12 protein-coding genes are annotated in these 22,664 nt (G+C 69.6%); 2 read left to right on the top strand and 10 right to left on the bottom strand.

What is annotated here, in order from left to right:
* Positions 1 to 47 precede the first annotated feature (47 nt).
* From DY245_RS14740 to DY245_RS14700, 9 genes are all read right to left on the bottom strand, one after another.
* Positions 48 to 1,037 carry a class I SAM-dependent methyltransferase gene (locus DY245_RS14740; protein WP_128507447.1) on the bottom strand — a complete coding sequence of 330 codons (990 nt, stop codon included), beginning with the start codon at positions 1,035 to 1,037 and terminating at the stop codon, positions 48 to 50.
* Positions 1,034 to 1,249: an MbtH family protein gene (locus tag DY245_RS14735; RefSeq protein WP_128507445.1), complete on the bottom strand. Its 216-nt coding sequence runs from the start codon at positions 1,247 to 1,249 to the stop codon at positions 1,034 to 1,036. Before DY245_RS14735 ends, DY245_RS14740 begins: the two co-directional genes overlap by 4 nt.
* 91 nt (positions 1,250 to 1,340) lie before the next feature.
* Positions 1,341 to 2,105 (bottom strand): thioesterase II family protein, encoded by a 765-nt coding sequence (locus DY245_RS14730; protein ID WP_128507443.1) that lies wholly within the window; start codon positions 2,103 to 2,105, stop codon positions 1,341 to 1,343.
* An 88-nt stretch (positions 2,106 to 2,193) separates the two neighbouring features.
* Complete coding sequence (locus tag DY245_RS14725; RefSeq protein ID WP_128507441.1) at positions 2,194 to 5,400, bottom strand: non-ribosomal peptide synthetase; 3,207 nt, start codon at positions 5,398 to 5,400, stop codon at positions 2,194 to 2,196.
* Positions 5,397 to 10,961: a type I polyketide synthase gene (locus DY245_RS14720; protein WP_128507439.1), complete on the bottom strand. Its 5,565-nt coding sequence runs from the start codon at positions 10,959 to 10,961 to the stop codon at positions 5,397 to 5,399. Before DY245_RS14720 ends, DY245_RS14725 begins: the two co-directional genes overlap by 4 nt.
* Positions 10,954 to 17,220, bottom strand: coding sequence for a type I polyketide synthase (locus DY245_RS14715; protein WP_128507437.1), 6,267 nt, complete (start codon positions 17,218 to 17,220; stop codon positions 10,954 to 10,956). The genes DY245_RS14720 and DY245_RS14715 overlap by 8 nt, the downstream gene beginning before the upstream one ends.
* 1,417 nt (positions 17,221 to 18,637) lie before the next feature.
* On the bottom strand, positions 18,638 to 18,955 hold the full coding sequence (locus DY245_RS14710) for a hypothetical protein (protein ID WP_128507435.1): 318 nt from the start codon (positions 18,953 to 18,955) through the stop codon (positions 18,638 to 18,640).
* 132 nt (positions 18,956 to 19,087) lie between these two features.
* The gene (locus DY245_RS14705) at positions 19,088 to 19,741 is read right to left on the bottom strand and encodes an ATP-dependent Clp protease proteolytic subunit (RefSeq protein WP_425329387.1); all 654 of its coding nucleotides are present in this window, start codon (positions 19,739 to 19,741) and stop codon (positions 19,088 to 19,090) included.
* A gap of 169 nt (positions 19,742 to 19,910) precedes the next feature.
* The gene (locus DY245_RS14700) at positions 19,911 to 20,777 is read right to left on the bottom strand and encodes a thioesterase domain-containing protein (protein WP_181923673.1); all 867 of its coding nucleotides are present in this window, start codon (positions 20,775 to 20,777) and stop codon (positions 19,911 to 19,913) included.
* A 97-nt stretch (positions 20,778 to 20,874) separates the two neighbouring features.
* Between DY245_RS14700 and DY245_RS14695 the strand changes: the two genes are divergently transcribed.
* Complete coding sequence (locus DY245_RS14695) at positions 20,875 to 21,153, top strand: type II toxin-antitoxin system Phd/YefM family antitoxin (RefSeq protein WP_128507429.1); 279 nt, start codon at positions 20,875 to 20,877, stop codon at positions 21,151 to 21,153.
* A 278-nt stretch (positions 21,154 to 21,431) separates the two neighbouring features.
* Positions 21,432 to 21,755 (top strand): hypothetical protein, encoded by a 324-nt coding sequence (locus tag DY245_RS14685; RefSeq protein ID WP_128507425.1) that lies wholly within the window; start codon positions 21,432 to 21,434, stop codon positions 21,753 to 21,755.
* A 76-nt stretch (positions 21,756 to 21,831) separates the two neighbouring features.
* Here DY245_RS14685 and DY245_RS14680 read toward each other — a convergent pair whose 3' ends face one another.
* The gene (locus DY245_RS14680) at positions 21,832 to 22,548 is read right to left on the bottom strand and encodes a TetR/AcrR family transcriptional regulator C-terminal domain-containing protein (protein ID WP_244943041.1); all 717 of its coding nucleotides are present in this window, start codon (positions 22,546 to 22,548) and stop codon (positions 21,832 to 21,834) included.
* Between the last annotated feature and the right edge of the window lie 116 nt (positions 22,549 to 22,664).

Here is a 22,664-nt window from a genome sequence, read left to right as displayed (position 1 = left end):
CACTGCCGCCCCGGTGCGTCGGTCCGAGGCACCGGGGCGGCAGTGGGTCAGTTGGCGGGGACCAGGTGGAACATCACGCTGTCCGCCGGGACGGAGATGGGGTGCGCTTCCACGAGACGCCAGCCTGCCTCTTCGAAGACCGGGCCCCACTCCTCCAGCGTGGGCAGGTAGTCGCCCATCACCGCGTGAGCGAACTCGAACGCCATGCTGAAGACCGGCATTTCGGTGTCCGGGTACGTCGTCGTCCGCGTCGCGTCCGCGAGCAGGAAGTGCTTCAGATCGGGGAAGACCTCCCGGATGCGCCGCAGCGACGCGACCGCTTCGGCGCGGGGCCAGAAGTCGTGTCCCATCATGAAGGAGGTCAGCAGGTCGACCCCCGCGTACTCGGCGCGCGCTTCGAGCTGTGTGGCATCGCCCTGGGTGATGGTGATGCGGTCCGACAGGCCCGCATCGGCCACCGCCTTGGTGGAGACCTCGATGGCTCCGTCGGCGGCGTCGATGCCGAGGCCCCGTACGCCCGGCCGGGACTGAGCCAGCCGGATCAGCCGCTCGCCGCTGCCGCATCCCAGGTCGGCGACGTAACTGAAGTCCAGCCCGCTCACCACCGGCCGGAAGACCGGGTCCCACCACTCGGCGTTGATTTCACGGCACGCGACGCTGATCGCCGCCGCGTCACGCCGGTAGAAGGAGCCCACCCGGTTCTCTTCGCGGATCAGGTCCGGGAGGGTGCTGAACAGCTCGCCGCAGCCCTTTGTCATCCAGTGGAACAGCGACTTGGACCGGTCAGCTTCCTCGAAGTTCGGGCCGGGGCGGACCTTGACGCCCTCGCGGCTGACCACGTCCGCCGCGGCCAGCGCGCGGAACAGCTCCTGCACCGAGCCTGCGTCCAGCCCCTGCTCGGCCGCGAAAGCCTCGGCATCCAGGGGTCCTGCCTCCCGGAGCGCGTCGAAGATGCCGACCTCCCACGCCGCACTGATCGCCGAAGCTGCCAGGGCGTGGTTGTAGACCTCGGCTATCGTCGTAACCGTCTTGCTCATGCGACACCCCTCATCATGTTCACCAAGCTCTTCGGACGCATATCCGTCCATTCCTTTTCGATGTAATCCAGGCAGGTCTGCCGGTCGCTTTCTGGATGCGCGACCGTCCACCCGTCGGGAAGTTCCGCGAACACCGGCCACAGCGAGTACTGCGCCTCGTGATTCGTCAGCACCACGAACGAGCTGTCCGGCTCGTCCAGGGGATTGCTCATATCCGGTTTCCGTTTTCTTGTGTCGGCAAGGCGAGGTGTTGATCCGTGGCGACTGCCGGCCGGTTTTCCGCCGGCCGGTCGGTTCCTCGCCTCACACGAGTACTTCGCGAAGCCCATCGGTGAGGTGCTCGAAGACGGCCTGCTCGTGACGGTGAATGAAGAAGTGGTCGTCGTCCACGAGATGCAGCCTGAATTCGCGGGCCGTGTGGCTGCGCCAGTTCTCCACCGACCAGGTGGGGACCTGAGGATCGCGGGTTCCGCACAGCGCCGTGACCGGCACGGCCAGCGGAGCCCGCTGCTGGTACCGGTAGCTCGCCAGCACGGAGAAGTCGGCGCGGATGCGCGGCAGGCACAGGTCGAGGAGGTCCTCGTCCTCGAACACCTCCTGCGGGGTGCCGTTGAGCCGTCGCACCTCCGCGACGAATTCCTCCCTGGGCAGATCGTGAATGCGCCAAGAAGGGCGTTCCACGTCGGGCGCCGCGCAGGCGGACACGGCGAGCAGCTCGGCCGGCCGTCCCGTCAGCTCCTGCAGCCGGTGGGCGAGTTCGTACGAGAGCAGACCGCCCATGCTGTGTCCGAAGAGGGCGTAGCGTTCGCCCGTCCACGGAGCGATCGCCTCCGCCAGCCGTGCGGCGAGGGCGTCGAAATCGTGCTCCGGCGGCTCATGGAGCCTGTTCTCACGCCCCGGCAGCTGTACCGGCACGATCGCCACACCGGGAACAGTGCGCTGGCTCCATGCACGGTAAAGGCCGGCGCCGCCGCCCGCGTACGGCAGGCAGAAAACCCGGACGGGCGCTGCAAGGTCAGGGGTACCAAAGGGAAACAACACACCCGGATCGTCAGCCGTGGCGTTCATGTGGTCCTTTCGAAAGTAAACGGCGCTCTTTCCGCGCTCGCCGGGGAAAGCGGCCGGTCATGGCCGGTGGGAACAAGGCGTCCGGGGCTCAGTTCGCCGACGGTTCGTTCATTCCGGTCGCCAGCGCCTGCGTGAGCGCGGCTGCGCAGCCGACGACGGTTCCGCCTTCCATCACCGCTCGCACGGAGAATTCCACCTGCCATTCCTGACGTATGCGGGACGCGATACGCGTGGCCTTGATGGAGTTACCGCCCAGCGCGAAGAAGTCCTCGTGCGCGCCCACGCTGTCCAGTCCCAGCGTCTGGGCCCACAGCTCGGCCACCTGGCTCTCCAACGGGGTGAGCCGCGCCGACTGTCCGTCGGCCGCAACGCTCCGCTCGGGCTCCGGCAGGGCCGCGTAGTCCAGCTTGCCGTTGGACGTCAGGGGGAGGGCGTCCAGCGTGACGAAGGAGTTGGGCACCATGTAGTCCGGCAGCGTCTTGCGCAGGAAGAGACGCCAGTCCTCGTCCGGCCGCTCGTCACCCGGCCGCAGCAACAGGTAGGCCACCAGCCTCTGGTCGGCATCGTTGCCCCCGATGCCGTCGCGCACCTGGACGGCGGCGTCCTTCACCTCCGGATGCTCGCGCAAGGCGCTCTCCACCTCGCCCGTCTCGATGCGCAGGCCCCGGATCTTGGCCTGTCCGTCCACCCTGCCGACGAAGTCGAGCCGTCCGTCGGGGCGCCTGCACAGCAGGTCTCCGCTCCGGTAGAGACGGGCGCCGGGGACGCCGGAGAAGGGGTCCGGCGCAAAGCGTTCGGCGGTGAGGCGGGCCCGGTTCAGGTAGCCACGGCCGACTCCGACACCACCGAGACAGAGCTCACCCGGGATGCCGACCGGGACCGGCTGTCCATTGCTGTCGAGCAGATGGAGCTGGATGCCGCGGATCGGGCGTCCGACCGACGGGGGACGCCCGTCCGCCACGCACTCCTCCACCGTGGCCCAGATGCTGGTCTCCGTGTGCCCGTACACATTGAAGATCCGTCGGCCGGGGCACCAGCGGTCGAGCAGCGCCGTGGAGATCGATTCGCCCCCGAGCACGATGCTGCGCAGCCCGGGCAGCCGCGCCGGTGCCTCCAACGGGAGGGCGGCGAGCGCGGAAGGAGCCATGACCAGAGCGGTGATGCGCTCGCGGTCCAGCAGGTCGACGAGCCCCGGGCCGGGGATGACGTCCTCCTGGGAGGCGAGGCACAGGACCGCCCCCGCACCCAGAGCCAGGAAGACTTCGAACACCGATGCATCGAAGCTCGGGGACGCCCACTGCAACACTCGGTCCTCGGGGCCGATGCCGAACGCGTCCTTTTGTGCGAGGCAGCTGTTCACCAGCCCGTCGTGGGGGATGAGCGCTCCCTTGGGACGCCCGGTCGACCCCGAGGTGTAGATGACGTACGCGAGATCGCTCGGCTGCGGACCGTCGGCGACGGGTGCGGTGCTGTGCCGGTCGAGCGCCTCGGTCTGCTCGTCCAGCAGCAGGCTGCGGACATCGAGCGCGGGGAGGTGCGCCTGCGCCGTGGTGCTCGTCAGCAGCAGGGACAGTTCGGCGTCCCGGCTCATGAAGTCAAGACGGTCCGCGGGGTACGCGGGGTCGAGCGGTACGAACGCTCCACCGGCCTTGAGCACGCCCAGCATCGCGACGATGAGCTCGATCGAGCGGTCCAGGCAGAGCCCGACACGGGACTCCGGCCCGATGCCGTTTTCTTGCAGCAGGTGCGCCATCTGGTTGGCGCGCTCGTCGAGTTGACGATACGTCAGAACCTGGGATCCGAAGGTCACGGCCGGTGCGTCCGGTGACAGCTCCGCATGCTCCTCGAACAGGCGCTGCGCGCACAGGCCGGGTGACGTAACGGTCTCGCCGGCGCTCCACTCGTCGATCTGCTGCCGCTCCCCGCCGGTCAGCAGGGAGATCCGGCCGGCCGGCAGCGTGAAGTCGGCGGCCACCGCTTCCAGGATCGTGGCGAAGTGCCCCAGCATGCGCTCGACGACGGCCGTGTCGAAGCGGCTCCGGTCGTAGCCGATGCGCAGGCTGATCTCCTCGTCGGGGATGACGAGAACGGCCAGCGGATAGTTGGTGTGGTAGCGGTATTCGCCACCCCGGACATCGAGTTCGCCGGTCCGGCGTCCCAGGTTCGTGATCCGCGGCACGTTGAGGATCGTCATGATGCTGTCGAACAGGGACTCACCCGGTGCGGCATCGCTCCACTGCTGGACTTCCGCCAGGGGACTGGCCAGGAAGCCCCGCATTCTCGTCTGCGCGGCCTGCACCCGGGCGCACGACTCGGCGAACGGACGGTGCGGGGCCGTCCGTATCCGCAACGGCAGCGTGTTGATGAACAGCCCGAGGGTGTCCTCGATCCCGTCCAGCTCGGCCGGCCGGTGCGTCATGGTCATCCCGAACACGACGTCCTGCTGATCGGTGTACCTGCTCAACAGCAGGCCCCACGCGGTCTGCAGCACGGTGCCGAGCGTGAGCCGGTGCTCACGGGCGAGCCGGCGCAGGGCGTCCCCGGTCTCCCGGGTGAGCACCCGCGACACCTCCGGGTTCTCCCGGCCGGTGTCCGCGCCGGTCTCCGCCGGTGCGCCGTCGGTGCCCTCCGTGCCGGCCACGGCGAGCGGCGCGGGCCGGAAGCCGGCCAGTTCGGCGCGCCAGAACTCCTCGGCCCGGCTCATGTCCTGGCGGCGTATCCATGCCACGTAGTCGTGGTACGGCCGGACGGCCCGGGAGGGCAGCTGCCGGCCCTGCACCAGATGGTCGTAGGAGGACAGCGCCTCCTCCAGCAGCATCAGAGCCGACCAGGCGTCGAGCAGGATGTGGTGGTAGCGGAAGACGAAGAGGTGCCTTCGCTCGGCGACACGGATGAGGTGCAGCCGGAACAACGGCGGGCGGTCCAGCTGGAAGCCCCGGCGCCGGTCGGTGCGCAGGAAGTTCTCCAGCCGCGCCTCGACGTCTTCACCGGCCTCGACGTCGTCACCGGTTCCGGTGTCCCGCCAGTCGTGCCGCTCGATCCGCGCGGTGCCGGCGGCGTACACGACCTGCGCGGGCTCGTCGATCTCTTCCCAGTGGTACGAGGACCGCAAGATCGTGTGCCGGTCGACCGCCCGCTGCCACGCCTGCTCCAGCGCGTCGGGGTCCAGGTCGCCGTCGAGCTTCTGGATCACCTGGTCGACGTAGAAGGACGTTCCGGGGTCGAGGATGGTGTGGTACAGGAGGCCCTGCTGCAAGGGAGAGAGGGGATGTACACCCTCAATGCTCGTGGTCATCGGCTCCGCCTTTCTGTGGTGCTGTCGTTGGCCGCATCGCCGCTTCGCGCCGTGACATCAGGCGCCTCGGTCGCGGCGGACCCGATACGGGACAGCAGCCGCTGCAGGTCGCCCTCGGCCAGATGAGTGCTGTGGACACCGACGCCTTGAGGTGCGTCCGCCGCCGGGCCGTTCTTCTCCGGCCCGCTGTCCTGCGGCGTGGGAACCGTGCTCGCCGCGGCCGCCAGCTCCGCCACGGTCGGGTGGGAGAAGAGGTCGGCCTCGGTGAGCCGGATGCCCGCCTGCTTGGCCCGGCTGATGATCCGCAGGCTGGTGATGGAGTCGCCGCCCAGCTGGAAGTAGTCGTCCTCCACCCCGATGGGATGGATGCCGAGCAGCGACTCCCAGATGGCGACGAGCTTCGTCTCCGTCTCATTCCTCGGCGCGAGCGCGGCCCCGAGGGCGGCGGGCCGGTCGTACACGGACTGCTGGGCCGCGGACGGGGTTTCCCGACGCGCTCCTCCCGGCAGGCCCGCCCCGGCCGGTCGTACGCCGGCCGGCTCACCGGCATAGACGTACGCATGCGGGATGCCGGCCCGCAGCACGTCCTCCAGCGCGCGGAACGCGGGCTCGGGCTCCAGCATGCCGAAGCCGCTCTCCCGCACCCGGCGGCCGGCGTGCGCGTCAAGGGTCGCGACCATCCCGTCGCCGCTCCACGGTCCCCAGGCCACGCTGGTGCCGGTCAGCCCGAGGAACTCCCGGTGGTGAGCCAGAGCGTCGACGAAGGAGTTGCCGGCGGCGTAGCCACTCTGGCCACGGGAGCCCATGAGGGCGGCCACGGAGGAGTAGAGGACGAAGAAGTCCAGCTTCGCGTCCCGGGTCAGCAGATGAAGGTTCCATGCGCCGCGCGTCTTCGGAGCCATCACCGAGCGCAGACGATCGGCGTTCTGCCGCTGGATACTGCCGTCGTCCAGCACACCGGCCGCGTGGACCACTCCGCGCAGCGGCGGCATGGAGGTCTCCAGCTCCGCGAGGACCCGCTGCACGGCGTGGAAGTCCGCGACATCGGCCTGACGGACGACCACCTGGACGCCTGCCCGCTCCCACTCGCGGATGCTGCGGCCGGCGTCCTCCGAGGGAGCCCGGCGCCCGACCAGAACGAGATGCCGGGCACCGCCGCTCACCAGCCACTCGGCCGTGTGCAGGCCCAGCGCACCGAGCCCGCCGGTCACCAGATAGGTGCCGTCCGGCCGCACCAACTCCTCGGCCGCGGCAGTGTCGTGCGCCAGCGCCGGCACCGCCGTCCCGGCGATATGACGCCGGCCGCCGCGGAAGGCGATCCGGTCGTCGCCGAGGGCCCCGAGCGCCTCCGCGCACAGCGCTTCGGCCGCACTCTCCGCCGCCCGCTCGTCCGGGTCGAGATCGACCAGGACGCAGCGTACGTCCGGGTTCTCGGCGTTCGCGATGGCCGCCAGGCCCCACAGCGGAGCGTGCACGACCCCGACCGGGTGCCGGGAGAGCGACTGCGCGCCACGGGTCGCCACCAGCACCCGTGCGTCACGCCCCGCGCTGCCCAGCTCCTGGAGGAGGGCCAACAGGGCCGCGGACACCGTTCCCTGAGCCTGGTCGAGCGCGTCCGCGGTGGGCTCGTCCTCGGGCTCGTCGAGCCCCCACAGGAAGGCCACGTTCAACGAGCCGCCCTCAGCGGTCCGTTCCCGCACCAGCGCCTTGAGGCCCGCCTCTTCGTGGGCACCGGCCTCGACCACCGTGACCCGGTGCTCGTTCGCCCGCAGCCGTGCGGCCAGCGCGGCGCCGACACCCCGGCGGTCGGCCAGGACCAGCCATTCCGCGGCGGGCAGCGTGCCGCCGGCGGGTACCGGCTTAACGTCCGTGGCCTCCCAGACGGGCTGCCGGACGACGGCGGCGTCCCGGCGCAGCAGGGCATCCCCCGACACCCGGCGCAGCCACAGGCCGTCCATCTCCAGAACGGTGTTGCCGTCGTCGTCGAACAGCAGCAGGTCCGCCACGACGGTGTCGTCGTCCGGGCTCTGGTCCGGGCGCTCCTGAACGTGGCACCACAGGGGCGCGGCCGGCGGTGCCTGGTGGAACCGCATACCGTCCAGGCGGATGGGCACCCGTACGCCCAGCTCCTCACCCGGCCGGCCGGCCCAGACCAGGGCCACCACGGCCTGTACACACGAGTCGACCAGTCCCGGAGGCAGGAGGAAACCGCCGTCCCTGTCGTCCTGCTCCGGCGGGAGCATCCGGATCAGGACCTCGCCGGGATGGCGCGTCATCTGGCTGAGGTAGCGGAAGCCGGGGCCGAGGTCGGCGCCGCTCTCCCGCATCGCGGCGTAGAAGTCGGCACCGTCGAGGCGCCGGCCCTGTCGGCCCAGCAGCTCGTCCACCGCGGGCACCCGACGTGCCGTCCCCGCTGCCGACGATCCGCGCACCGTGCCCGTGGCGTGGGTTGTCCAGGCCTGCTGGTCCGTCGTCCCCGCAGGCGCGCTGACCACGCGGAAGGCCCGGGGCTCCGCATCGTCGTCGCCCTCGATGATCAGCTGAATCTCTCGCTCGGCGTGGTCCACGGTCAACGCCTGGGGGAAGGAGACGCCTTCCAGCAGAGCGCCCGCGCCCTCGCGCCCCTGCACGGCGGCGGAGACGGTCATGGCCAGATGGGACGCCGCGGGGACCACCACCGTGCCGAAGAGCACGTGATCGGCCAGGAAGGCCGGGGAGTCGGCCGTGAACCGGCTTTGGTACACCGTGTCGCGCAGCGCGGGTGAGCTCAGCCGGGTGCCCGGGAAGACGGGGGTGCCCACCGGGCGGGTGCCACGAGTGGCCCGGGTGTCCCTCCAGTAGCGCTTGCGCTGGAACGGATAGGTGGGCAGCACAACCCTGTTCCGGGCGAACCCGGCGTCCACGGCGTGCCAGTTGATGTCGGCGCCAGCCGCATACAGGCTCCCCAGGGTCCCAAGGACCTGCTGCCAGTCGTCGGCGTGGCGGGACAGCGAGGGCAGCCAGCGGCGGTCCTCGCGGGGATCCAGGCCCTGCTTGCCGACCAGGCGGGTCAGGACCGGCTCCGGGCCGATCTCCAGCACCGCGTCGAACCGCCGCTCCAGCAGTGTGTGGACGGCCGGCAGGAAACGGACCGTCTCGCGGGCGTTGTGCCTCCAGTAGTCCTCCCGGAGCATGTCCTCGCCGCGGATCTGCCGGCCCGTGACCGTGGAGATGACCGGCACGTTCCCCTGCCGGTGCGCCACACCGGCGGCCAGGGCGCCGAGCGGCTCCAGCATCGGGTCCATGAGCGCGGAGTGGAAGGCGTGCGAGGTGTTGAGCCGGCGGGCGCCGACCTCCTTGTCCCGCAGCGATCCGAGCAGTTCGTCCAGGACGTCGACAAGACCCGACACCACCGTCTGGAGCGGGCCGTTCACCGCCGCGACGCTCAGCCGCCCCGCATAGGGTTCGAGCATCGCGGACACGGTCGGCTCGTCCGCGAGGACGACGGCCATCCCGCCGTCACCCGGCAGCTGCGACATCAGCCGGCCGCGTTCGGCGACCAGCGTCAGCGCGTCCTCCAGCCGCAGGATCCCGGCGGTGCAGGCTCCCGCGAGCTCGCCGACGCTGTGACCGAGGATGACGGACGGCGTGATGCCCCACGCCTTCCACATCGACACCAGTGCGTAGGCCACCGAGAAGAGAGCCGGCTGCGCGTACTCCGTGCGGTCGATCAGCGACCGGTCGCCGTCCTTTGCGTAGAGGACGTCGGTCAGGGACCATCCGTACCGCTCCCGCAGCAGCTCGGAGCAGGTGTCGATCGCCTGCCGGAAGACCTGCTGGTTGGCGTACAGCCCGGCGCCCATACCGAAGTACTGCGACGCCTGTCCGGTGAAGAGGAACGCGGTGCGGAAATCGCGGCCGGGGCCACGAGGGGTGGCCGGTGTCTTCGGTGCCTCCCAGGAGGCCAGTTGTGCCGTCAGGTCTTCGGTGTCCGACGCGACGAAGAAGGCGCGGTGCGCGAAGTGGGCGCGCCCCGTGTTCGCCGAGTACGTCAGATCCGCGCAGGCCACGTCCGGGTGCCGTTCGAGGTGGCGCCGGTAGCGCTCGACCAGGTGGCGCAGGGCCGGTTCGTCCCGGGCGGAGAGGGCGACGGGGTGATGTGACCGCTCCGGGACACCGGCCGGCGCCGGGGCACTGGACGGTGCTTCCTCGACGATCACATGCGCATTGGTGCCGCCGATCCCGAACGAACTGACTCCGGCCATACGGGCCCGGCTGCTCCGGGGCCACGGCCTGGCTTCGGTGGGGACGTCGAGCAGGAGCTCGTCCCAGGCGATCTGCGGATTGCGGTCCCGCAGATGGAGATGGGCCGGTATCTCCTCGTGGCGCAGGGACAGCACCACCTTCATGAGCCCGGCGATACCCGCCGCCGCCTCCAGGTGCCCGACGTTCGTCTTCACCGTGCCCATGAGCAGCGGACGGTCGGAGGTCCGGCCCTGCTTGTAGACGGCACCGAGCGCGTTCGCCTCGATGGGATCCCCGATCGGGGTGCCGGTGCCATGCGTTTCGACGTAGTCGATGTCCGCCGGCTCCGCCCTCCCGGCCTTCAGGGCACTGCTGATCAGGTCCTTCTGGGCGCTGCCGTTGGGGACGGTGAGGCCGCTGCCGCGGCCCCCGTGGTTGACGGCGGAGCCCCGCAGCACCGCCAGCACCGTGTCACCGGCGGCCTGGGCGTCCGCAAGGCGCTTGAGGACGATGATTCCGGCCCCCTCGCCACGGGAGTATCCGTCGGCCGACGCGTCGAAGGCGCGGCTGCGCCCCTCCGGCGACAGCACACCGGCCTGGGAGAGATAGACGTTCATCTCCGGGGCGATCATGAGGTGGACGCCCCCGGCGAGCGCGAGATCGCACTCGCCCGAGCGCAGGCTCTGCATCGCCAGGTGGACCGTCACCAGGGACGAGGAGCAACCGGTGTCGACAGCCAGGGAAGGGCCGCGCACGCCCAGGAGGTAGGACAGGCGCCCGGCAGCCGCGCAGAAGAGGTTGCCGGTACCCATGTGCCCGTCGATCCGTGACAGGTCGCTGGTCTGCAGGAGCTTGTAGTCGTCGATCCCGATGCCGACGAAGACACCCGTCTGGGTCCCCTGCAACGCCGTGGGCGCCTGCCCCATGTGTTCCAGGGCTTCCCAGGCGACCTCCAGCAGCAGCCTGTGCTGAGGATCGAGGGTTTCCGCCTCCCGCGGGGGAATACCGAAGAACTCGGCGTCGAACGTGTCGATGCTGTCGAGAAAACCGCCGCGCTTGGAGCGCACGGTGCCGGGCCGCGCCGTCTCCGGGTCGTGCAGGAGCTCGGCGTCCCAACGGCCGGCGGGCACGGTGGAGGTCGCGTCCGTCCGGGACTTCAGCAGCTTCCAGAAGGTCTCGGGATCGCTGACCCCACCGGGGAAGCGGCATCCCATGCCCACCACGGCGATCGGTTCAGGAGCCGGGGCGGCGGCGCGCTGTTGCTTCCGCAGTCGTTCTTCCAGCAGGGCCCGCTGGGACGCGGGGAGCGCCGCGATCCGGTCGGCGATGCTACTCATGCGTCTGGTCCCCTCCGGACTGGTTTTCCATGGTGAGTTGGTCCAAATACAGCGCTGCTTCGTCGGCGGAGAGCCGTTCCACCTCGGCCATCAGCTCCTCCACGCCGTCCTCGTCGGGCTCTGCCGCGTCGCCCGGGGCGAGCGCCAGCTCGTCGAGCAGATGGGCGGCGAGCAACGCGCAGGTCGGATGGTCGAAGGGCAGCGTCCCGGACACGGTCAGCCGGTCGCCCAGGTCCTCCCGCAGGCGGGTCACCAGCTTCAGCTTCATGAGCGAGTCCATGCCGAGCTGGAAGAAGCCGATGTCGGGGTCCACGACGTGGTCCGCGGCGAAGCCCACGATGTCGGCCACCTTGGCAGCCAGGTGCGCGACCAGGTGCTCCATCCGGTCCCCGGGATCGAGCGCGGCCAGCTGGTCGGCCAGGGAGGACGCGGTGTCCGTGTCGTCCTCGGCGCTCTCCGCTCCGGCCGAGGCGTGCACCAGAGCGAGCAGTTCACGGTTGGCCGTGGGGTGCAGCCAGTCGCGGTAGACCCCCCAGTCGACCGAGAACACGCCCACTTGGGGTGCGGGACGTTCCAGGATCCGGTCGAACAGACGGGCACCCTCGTCACGGCCGATCGTCCGGGCCCCGCGTTCGCTCCAGCGGTACCGCGCACCGGCCGCCGAGTCCGTCATGCCGACGTTCTCCCACGGTCCCCAGTTCACGCTCGTGGCGGGGAGCCCCAGCGCACTGCGGTGGTGAGCCAGGCTGTCCAGCGCGGCGTTCGCCGCCGCGTAGTTGCCCTGCCCCGGAGACCCGAGGACGGCGACGAACGAGGAGAACAGCACGAAGAAGTCGAGCGGCAGGTCCCGGGTGCAGAGGTCCAGGTGGTGCGCGCCGATCACCTTGGGAGCCAGGACGGCCCGGTACCGGTCCCAGTCCTGCTGGAGCAGGGTTCCGTCGTCGAGGACGCCGGCGGCGTGGAAGACGCCACGCAGCGGGGGACGTTGCCGCCCGAAGGCGCTCACGACGTCCCGTACGTCCTCGGCGCGGGTGACGTCGGCCTGGAGGACGTCCACGGTGGCGCCGGACGAGGTCAGTTCGGCGAGCGTGGCGAGGGCGTCCGCGTCCGGCGCGCGACGGCCCAGCAGCACCAGGTGCCGGGCTCCCGCGGCGATCAGCCGGCGGGCGACCACAAGACCCAGTCCGCCGAGTCCTCCGGTGATCAGGTAGCCGCCGTCCGGGCGGACCGAGGTCTGCCGCGCGGACCCGGGGTCCTGCTCGTCGAGGGCCACCCGTGCCACATGGCGGCTGCCGGCACGGAAGGCCACCTGGTCCTCACCGTCTCCGGCGAGGAGTTCCTTCACCAGCGCGCCCGCCGCCCGTGCCGGGTCGGCCGGTGCCGGGTCGAGGTCCGCGAGGCCGCCCCACACCTCGGGGTGTTCGAGGGCGACGACCCGGCCGAACCCCCACAGGGCGGCGTGGGCCACGTTGCCCGTGGCGGGCTGCTCACCCACGGGCTGCGCGCCCGAGGTGACGAGCCACAGTCGCGGCGCGGACCGCTCCTCCCAGGAGGCGAGAGCCTGCACCGTGGCCAGGGCCGGACGAAGGATGCGCTCCAAGGACTCCTCGGGCCCCGCCTCCGGGACCTCGCCGGCGAGTTGCAGCACGCCGCGACACGGAGTGCGGAGCTCCCGGGCGGCCTGCCGCAGTGCGGCCGACAGCTCCTCCTTCGGCCCTCCCGGGATCCGGACGAGGGTGCATTCCTCCCCGGCCGAGCGAAGGGCCTGCGACACCGAGCGGGCGAGCGGACCCTCCGGGTCGTCGGCCACAACGATCCAGCTGCCGGAGCCGGCGGTCTTCGCCGGGGCCCCGAGCGGCTTCGCACGCCAGACGACGCGGTGCAGCCACTCGTGCGCCTGCTCGGCCCCCACCGGCGCAAGGCGCTGGAGGATCTTCGGCAGCAGACCGATTTCCTCGTCCGACAGGCCGCCCTGGCGGGCGATCTCGTCGGTGACCCGGGCCACGTCACCGCGGGCCAGCAGTTCCAGCATCGTTCCGGTGACGGGTTCCCGCCTGGTCAGCGGCGCCGGGTTGAGCCAGTACCGCTCACGCTGCCACGGGTAGTCCGGTGTGGTCACCAGCCGGCCGGGACGGGACCGTACGGCCTTCCAGTCGACGGCATGCCCGTGGGCCCAGAGGGTGCCGGCCGTCTCGCGCAGGGCCTGCTGCTCCCCGGCTTCCCGGCGCATGGTCGGTATGACGAGGCCCTCGTGGCCGGCCTGCTCCAGGCACTGGGACGCCGGGGCCACGAGCACAGGGTGCGGCCCGAGCTCCACGAACGACCGGTGACCTTCGGCGCCGAGCGCCTCGACGGCCGCCGAGAACCGTACGGGTTCGGCGATCGTCCGGATCCAGTAGGCGGAGTCGAAGTGCTCTCCCGGGCGGAAGCCCGCGTCGATGGTGGAGAACACCGGAACGTCGCCCGCCTGCGGCCGGATGTCCGCCAGCAGGCTGCCCAACTCCTCCTGGTACACGCGCATCTGGGGACTGTGCGAGGGGTAGCCGACGCGGAGCATCCGCCGGAAGACGGCCGGGTCGAGGCCGTCGAGCAGCTCCTGCAGGGCCTCGGTCTCACCGCTCAACAGCGTCGTACGAGGGCCGTTGACGGCAGCGATGGACACCGCGCCCGCACGGCCGTCCAGCAGGCGTGCCACCTCCTGTGCCCCCAGGCCCACCGCGGCCATGCGGCCCCTGCCGGTGGCCCGCTGCAGTATGCGGCCCCGGTGGAGTGCGACGAGGAGCGCGTCCTCGAACGTGAGAACCCCCGCGCAGTAGGCGGCCGCGATCTCACCGGCGCTGTGTCCGATGACCGCGGCGGGCCGGATGCCCCAGGACCGCAGCAGTTCGGCCAGCCCGGCCTGGAGAGCGAACAGGGCAGGCTGAGTGATCTCCGTCTCGTCGATCCGGGACGACGCCTCCGGCGCCTGGAGCTCGGCGATCAGCGACCAGCCCGCCTTCTCGGCCAGCCACTGGTCACACCGTTCGAGGACGGTGCGGAAGACGGGCTCGTGGGCGAACAGCTCACAGCCCATACGGGCGGCGTGGGCGCCCTGACCCGAGAAGAGGAACACCGGGCCCGTCGTCCTGCGCAGGGCCTTGCCCGCCACAAGGCCGTCCGCCGAGCGGCCGGCGGCGAATTCCCGCAGCTGCGCGCCGAGTTCCTCGGACGAGGTGAACACCGCCGCCGCGCGGTGTTCGTGGTGGTCGCGACCGAATGCCGCGGTGTGGCTCAGGTCGTCCAGGCCGATGTGCGCCGGCCCGGCGAGCAGGGTCTCCGTCTCGCGGGCGAGTTGACGCAGCGCCGGAAGGGAGTGGGCGCTCAGAGGGAGGGTGCGGACGCGCCGGTCCTCCGCCACGGGGACGGCGAGCCGGTCCACCGCCGGAGGAAGCGCGACGAGACGCAGATCCGCCGGGTAGACGGGGCGCCATGCGATGTCCCGCCCCGAGCGGTACAGCTCGCCGAGGGTGTTCAGCATGACCGCGCGCGCGTCCGGTCCACGACGCTGGGACGGCAGGGAACGGGCCGGCGCACCGCGGTCCCCGGCGATCTCCGCCACCGAGCCGGTGAGCACGGCGTGCGGGCTGACCTCCAGGAAGTGGTCGTACCCCGCATCGAGGAGCCGCTCGACCGCCGGAGCGAACAGAACCGGTTCCCGCAGATTGCGCACCCAGTACGAGGCGTCGAGTGCGCTGCCGTCGACGAAGTCCGCGGTCACCGAGGACATGACCGGAACCCCGGCCTGCGACGCTTGTATGTCGGACAGGGCCGCGCGCAGTTCGGGCAGCAGCGGGTCGCACTGTCCGCTGTGCGAGGCGACGCCCATGTTCACCCGTCGGCACCGGACACCGCGCGTGCTCAGATCCGCCAGGCACCGGTCGAGTGCCGCGGCGTCTCCCGAAAGGACAGAGCTGTTCGTGCTGTTCGCACCGGCGGGGAAGAGGCCGGGGTAGTCGGCGAGCAGGCTCCGGACCTCGGCGAAGGGGAGGTCCACCACCGCCACGGCCCCCATACCGTCGATCCGGTCCATCAGGCGGCTGCGCTCACAGACGACCCGTACCGCGTCCTCCAGGCGAAGCGCGCCCGCCACATGGGCCGCCGCCACCTCACCGAGGCTGTGCCCCACCACGCCGTCCGGCTCGATGCCCCACGAGCGCCACAGCGCCGCGAGAGCGACCTGGACGGCGAAGACGGCCGGCTGCATCACGGTCGTGGTGTCCAGCCGGGAATCGCCGGTGTCCCGGCCCAGTTCCTCGACGACAGAGATCCCGGAGTGGGCGTGTATCAGGCGGTCGCACTCCAGCAGCGCCTCGCGGAAGACCGGCTCGGTGTGCAGCAGATCGAGTCCCATGCCGCACCACTGAGAGCCCTGGCCGGAGAAGACGAAAGCGAGGCGAGGCGGGGTTTTGACGGCAAAGGGGGCGTCGCCGGAGGCAATGCCCTTCAGCGCGCTGCGCAGTTCGTCCCTGTTCCGGACGGTCACCGCCGCCCGGTACGGGTGTGTGCTCAGGCGCATGGCGGCGGTGCCGCACCAGTCGGGGACGGAGCCCGACGGTGCCTTCGCCACCGCGTCCAGCATCGCGTCCGCGGCCTCCCGCAGTTCCTCGGGGGTGGGGGCGGACAGCGGCAGCAGCTGTGCGGGGTCGGCGGGCGGACCCTCCACGACCACATGGCAGTTGGTGCCGCCGAACCCGAAGGAGCTGATCCCCGCCAGGGCCTTGTCGCCGTCGGCGGGCCAGTCGGTGAGAGCGGTCGGGACGGCGAGACGCAGCTCGTCGAAGGGAATGTCGGGGTTGGGCTTGTCGTGGTGGAGCGTCGGGGGAATGACCCGGTGGCGCATCGCCAGGGTCACCTTGATGAGCCCGGCGATTCCGGCCGCTGCCTCCAGGTGACCGATGTTGGCCTTCACCGACCCGACCAGCAGCGGCGACTCGGTCGTCCGCCCCGCGCCCAGCACCTTGCCGAGCGCATGGGCCTCTATCGGGTCGCCCAGCCGCGTTCCGGTCCCGTGCGCCTCCACGTACTGAATGTCGTGAACGTCGACACCGGCCCGCGAGTAGGCCGCACGGAGCATGGCTTCCTGCGCCGAGGGGTTCGGCGCGGTGAGGCCGTTGCTTGCGCCGTCATTGTTGACCGCGCTGCCACGGATCAGACAGTGGATCCGGTCCCCGTCGGCCAGCGCCGCCGACAGCGGCTTCAGCACCACGATTCCGCCGCCCTCGCCCCGGACGTATCCGTCGGCGGAAGCGGCGAACGCGGCGGACCGCCCGGCCGGGCTCATGGCCCCGAGCTTCGACATCGCGGCGCTGCTCTCCGGGGCGAGCACCAGGTTCACGCCGCCGGCGAGAGCCAGGGTGCTCTCACCGGAACGCAGGCTCTGGCATGCCAGGTGTACGGCGACGAGCGACGACGAACAGGCGGTGTTGATACCGATGCTGGGCCCCTGGAGGCCCAGGGTGTACGACACACGGGCCGGCACGATGCTCGGCTCCTGGCCCGTGGCGGTGTGCTGCTGGATCTCGTCCAGGTCACGCCCGGCAAGCCGTGCGTAATCGCTCCACAAGGTCCCCAGGAAAACACCCGTACTGCCGGCGCGCAGTGACGCGGGCGGTATCCCGGCGTCCTGAAGGGAAGTCCAGGCGAGTTCGAGGGCGAGTCGCTGCTGGGGGTCCATCTGGGCGGCTTCTCGCGGCGAGATGCCGAAGAACTGCGGGTCGAATGTGTCCACATCGGACAGGAAGCCACCACGGCGGGTGCTCATTTTCCCCGGCATGGACGGATCCGGGTCGTACAGCGCCTCGGTGTCCCAACGCTCCGCGGGAATGTCGGTGACCGCATCGATTCCGGACCGCAGCAGGTTCCAGTACGCCTCGGCGTTCGACGCGCCCGGGAACCGGCACGCCAACCCCACGACGGCGATGGGCTCGTCGGACCGCACCGCGCTGCCCGCACCCGCCGACGCCGCGGAAGGCGCCGGAGAGCCCGTACCGCCGGCGAGGGCTTCGGCCAGGGTCGAGATGGTCGGAAAGTGCCAGGCGACAGTGGGGGAGAGGGGCGCCCCGAGCTGCGTTGCCAGCTGCGCGGTAAGGGCGGTCATCCCGGCGGAATCAACACCCAGGTCCCGGAACTGGGTATCCATGTCGACATCGCCGACCGCCATCCCAAGGTCTTCCCCGATTTTTTGCCTCAGCCAGCCCGCAATGTCGTCGGCGGTCTTCATTTCCGCATCCCCAATTTCATGACAATAGAAAGCAGCTATCGATGATTGCGCCCCGGGATGAAACCGGTCGCCCTATCTCAAAGCACTCGTGCGGGCACGACAAAACCCCCGCACCGAAAACGGATCACCTGCACGCCGGCGCACTTTTCGAGGCTGCCAACGAAGATCAACTTAGTTCTAACCCGAGGAGTGAAAACTAGTCAACCCTGGCGAGAAAGTTACCTTGCAAAAATTCCGGTACGCCTTGGTGGATCGCTACGGCGGTCCATACGGCGCGCGGAATCCCACGAATCCCGTCGGTTATGGGAGCAGCAAAAATTGGCGTCCACATGCAGCGGACTACACGCCCCCGGCAGTCGCCGCCGTCGACGGAAAGGTTTCTGCACGGCCGATGGCAAGTCCGCTGCCGATGGAGAGACGGGGTCGAGCAGCCCGAGAAGCCTCCACCGCGCCGAACGAGAGCGACATGTGCGCCCTGAAGCTGCCCGGTGTGCTGGGCAGGGGGCGGTGGAGAGCGGTAGGAGCGCTCAGCGTTCAACCACCGTGATGACATGACGACATGGCGGGCCCGGCCCTCGATGCCGTCATCGGTTGGTGCGCCCGGCACGGGCGTGCTCAGGCGGGAGTGGTCGTGGACCTCGCCCCGCCTGGGTCACGACCCGTCGGGCGGGGTCCCTCTCCTGGGCGGTCCCGGCCGAGGGAGAAAGCGGTCCTCATCGAGGGACCGCAAGGCTGTCGCCATGGTGCGGAGGAAAATCTCTCCACCCAGGTCCCGGAACCGCGTGTCGATGTCGACATCACGGCCAGCCGTCCCAAGGTCTTCCCCGTTTTTGTGCTTCAGACAGTCCGCAATGCCGCCGGCGGTCTTCACTTCCGCATCCCCCGTTTCGTGGCGACAGGTACCAGCCATCGCCGAATGCGACCCGAGATAAATCCGGTCGCCCTATCTCAAAGCTTCCGTGCGGGCACGGAAAAACCCCGCACCGAAAACAGGTCACCCTGCACGCCGGCGCACTCCCCGAGTGCCGCCAACGAAGATCAACTTAGTTCTAACCCGAGGAGTGAAAAATAGTCAACCCTGGCGGGAACCGAACTCCCCATAGTTCATCCGGCCCACTCCGGACGGTCCATACAGTGCACGGAAATCCATGAATCCCATCCACTAACGGAACAGTGAATTCCGCATCCACCCATGCGTGGACCACGCCCGGCAGTCGCAGTCGCGGCCGCCGACGTCAGGGCAGGGCTGAGCTGAGCCGCAGGGCAGGGCTGAGCCGCAGGGCGAGGCCGACGCCAATGGCGTCGGAGGCCATCAGCGCCGGCAGGCACGGACATGTCATGTCGCATGGTGGGTCGTGCGTCGCCCGTACAAGGGCATGCTCAAGCGGAAGTGGTCGTGGACCTCCCGCCGCCCAGGTCACGACCCGTCAGATGGCGCCCCTCCCTCGGGCGGTCCCAGCCGCGGAAGAAAGCGGTCACCGTCGAGAGACCGCAAGGCATGCTCCATGGTGCGCACGTGAATCTCTTTTTCTTGCCGCTCGAACATCAAGGACAGGGCGTCCCGAAGTTCTCGTGTCTCGGCCACGAGTGCCTGCGCGGCTCTGAGCGCCGTGTATGTCCCCGTCGTCTGCGTGGGGTTGACGCCGCTCAGGCGTTTCAGAACCGCCAGATAAGCATCCACGACCTTGCTCTCGGCTTCGGTGAGAGCCGGAATCTTGGGACCCTCGGGGTACATCACGGGACGCGACCGCCTGCCTGCCTGCACTCGTCTTCTGACAATGCCGCTTTGCCACCCCTCCGGCGCCGGACTGCCACCGACGCCGTCAGGCTGGCCGATTAACCAGTGTGCGATTAACCAGTGCGCGAATCAGCGCATTTGGCTGTTGCGCGGCACGACAACCTGGTCGACAATCCCGTACTCCAGTGCCATGTCAGCCGTGAGGATCTTGTCGCGCTCGATGTCCTCACGGATCTTCTCGATCGGCGTGCTGGAGTGCTTGGCAAACATCTCTTCCATCTGGGCGCGCATGCGCAGGATCTCGTTCGCCTGGATCTCCAGGTCGGAGACCTGGCCCCGGCCGGTCTCGGTGTACGGCTGATGGATCAGCACCCGGGCGTTGGGCAGCGCCATCCGCTTGCCGGGCGCACCTGCCGCCAGCAGAGCGGCGGCGCCGGAGGCCGCCTGTCCCAGACAGACCGTCTGGATGTCGGGCTTGACGTACTGCATGGTGTCGTAAATCGCGGTCAACGCGGTGAAGGAGCCGCCCGGGCTGTTGATGTAGAGGGAGATGTCCCTGTCCGGGTCCATCGACTCCAGGCAAATCAACTGGGCCATGATGTCGTTGGCCGAAGCGTCATCGATCTGCACGCCGAGGAAGATGATGCGCTCCTCGAAGAGCTTCGCATAAGGGTCGTACTCACGGACGCCCTGCGAGGTGCGCTCCACGAAGCGCGGAATCACGTAGCGCGCCTCAGCCTGGGGCAGTCGCGCGTAAGAGTCGGAAAAATTGCTGGGATTCACAATACCGTCCTGTCAAAGAGAGCGATCTGTCTGATCTATCTGGGCTGTTTGAGCTGTTTGAGCTGTCTGAACTGTCTGTTCTGTCTGGCAGTCAAATAAAGAACCGGAAGCAGGGGCGATTCGGCCCCAGCATGTCGCCCGAACCGGCGGTCAGTTGGAGGGGCGGAGCTCACGTCTTCGCAACAGAAGCGACTTCATCGCCGGGCGCCGGATCGCCCGGGGTACCCGGATCACCCACCCAGCTATCGACGGCTTGCTCGATGATGCGCGCGACATCTCCCAGCCTGCTGTCGTCCATCATCGTGTAGTGCGTACCCCCGGCCCAGGCGATGGACGCGGGACGGTTGACCACCTCGGACCAGCCGAGACAGTCCGGCGCCGCATTCCAGCCGGTTTCGTCGCGAGCCCGGATCACCAAAAGCGGCGCCGCACAAGGCTTGGCGTGCCAGCTTTCGTCGAATATCCCCTGATGCCAGCTGTATATGTCCCAGAAGGGACGCAGATCTTGGCCCGTCAGCCCCGGCGTATTGCTCGACACGGCGATCACGGCCGCCGCGTGGTCCAGAAGTCCGTCAACCGAGGAGGCCTGGGACTGGGGCATGTCGATCCCGAAGAGCCCGCCCACCTCCGTGGCGAGATCGGTCGTCCGGCTTCCCAGAACCTCATGGGTCGCGCTGTCCAGCAGGATGACACCCGCAGGCTTGACCCCTCGTTCCTCACAGAGGCGCGCCATCTCCACGGCCACCGGCCCGCTGAAGGACCAGCCGACGAAAATGGGCGTTGAGCGGGAGTCGGCGCTCAAAAACTCCGTCAGGTAGGCCTCTGCAATGCCTTCGATGGACCGGGGACGGTCAGGGCTGATGCCCGGCGACTGGAAGGCGTAGACGGAACAGTCCGACCTCAAGTGCGGCTGCAGGGCGCGGAACGAGGCGGCTGACCCGCTTGCGGGATGGATGAAAACCACGGCGTGCCGCCCACCGGACGCCTTCAAGCAGACCAGGCTACCGCCCACTTCGCACCGCTCCTTGTCGATCATGTTCACGGTCGGCCGACGGGGACCATGACGCGGCTCTCCCCCCGGCGCGAGCGTTCGCACCAACTGTACAGGACGTACAGAATCTAAGATGGTCAGCATGGCTTATGAGATTCCGGTGACGCAAGCCCGGGCCGAACTCGCAGAACTGATCAACCGTGTCGTCTACGGCGGGGAGCGGGTGGTCGTGACCCGCCACGGCAAGCCGCTCATCGCCCTTGTGTCGGCCGCGGAGTTGGAGCGCCTGGACACCGCCGCGCAGGAAGCGTCGGAGCGAGTGATCGGCACCGTGTCCTTCATGTCGGAGGTCCCGTCCTCCAGCAGCGAACAGAGCCAGTTCGGCCTCGTCGCCAAGTACAACTCCCCGTACGGGCCTTAAGGGCCGACCGCCACGGTGGGGACAATGCCCGCGCCGGCGGCGAGGACCGGGCCGGGCAGCGCGTGTGCAGCACGCTCCGTCATCGTGCAAGGTTCTTCACTCGGCCATGGACGAACACGCGGGCCTGGGCCGGGCGCAGCCGGTTGCTCTCCGCGCAGGCCCGCTGGCGGGTGGTGAACGCACCTCATCTCGTCGCCCTCGTCCGAGCCGGTGCTCGCTTCGAGCGCGGTCGAATTGATCAACGTCCCGAGCCCCTCGCCGCATAAGGTCCGTGCACCATGACCGACCACCACACCTACGGCACCAGCACGCATTCTGCGAAGGCGCTGGCTCGGCTCATCACCGACCGCCTCGGGCTGCTCTTGACCGAGCGCGAGAGCGACTACCGGGGCGTCTACTACCGCGCCGGCGGCGCCGACAGTCGCATCGAGGTCCAGCCCAACGCCCTACCCGGCGACGACGGCGAAGACGACCTGTACGCCCCCGAACACCCCGCGATCCGAGTGCTCTTGCTGACCACCACCCCGACCCCGGACGCCGCTCTGCAAGCCCGCCTGGGCTCCATCGAGGGACTCGTCCACCTGAACCACGAGCCATGGTGAACAGCTCGGTCACCAGGTGCAGGGGTGGCGGAAGTCGAACCTGCGCGCTCGATGTGCGTGCGTGGCGGAGGCGGCATCAGTCCGTGTCAAGCCCGTCGATCAGGCGGTCGAGGAAGCGGGTGAACGTGGCGTCGGGGGTCAGGGGGCGGCCGGGTGCGGCGAGGGCTTCGGCGAGCTCGGGGTGGTGGCCGTCGGCGGCGACGGTGGCGAGGTAGCGGGCTTCGGTGGCGGCCCGGTCGGGCGAGTCCGCGGCTGCGGCCTGTGAGATCTCGTAGCCGACGTGTCCGGCGACGAAGCCGGTGAGCATGCTGAAGACCTCCAGCTTCGCGGCGCCGTCCAGCCGGGTCGGCCGCAGGGCGGCGAGTGCGCGCTCCAGGAATGCCAGCGCGTGTGGGCCGAGTGTCCGGCGGGCGGACAGCGCCGCGGGGAGCCAGGGGTGACGGAGCATGAGGGCGCGCTGGAGGTGGCCGATGGCCTTCAGATCGGTACGCCAGTCGCCCGTAAGGGGTTCTGTCGTGGGGAGTTCGCCACTGACGTGGTCGACCATCAGCTCCAGCAGTGTGTCCTTGTCGGGGGCGTAGCTGTAGAGCGACATGACGCCGGCCCCGACCTGGGAGGCGACTCGCCGCATGGTGACCGCTTCCAGCCCCTCGGCGTCCGCCAGGGCGACGGCCGCGGCCGTGATCGCCTCGCGGCTGAAGGAGGGCTTGCGCCCTCTGGCGGGCCGACCGGGACTCAGCCAGAGCTGCTGGGGGTCGACGCCTGTGGCGCCGGCCCCGTCACCACGGGTCACGATCTTTCTGTTCCTCTCCTGGTCGTTGGGACTTGCCAAGGCCATCCAAGCACCCACTATTCTCGTACACTGTACGTAAATGAGTGGAGGGGGAACGATGACACTGCACACGCACG

Source organism: Streptomyces inhibens (genome assembly GCF_003389455.1).
GTDB lineage: Bacteria > Actinomycetota > Actinomycetes > Streptomycetales > Streptomycetaceae > Streptomyces > Streptomyces inhibens.
Note: the sequence above shows the minus strand (reverse complement) of the source record. Positions and strands in the feature narration are given on the sequence as shown.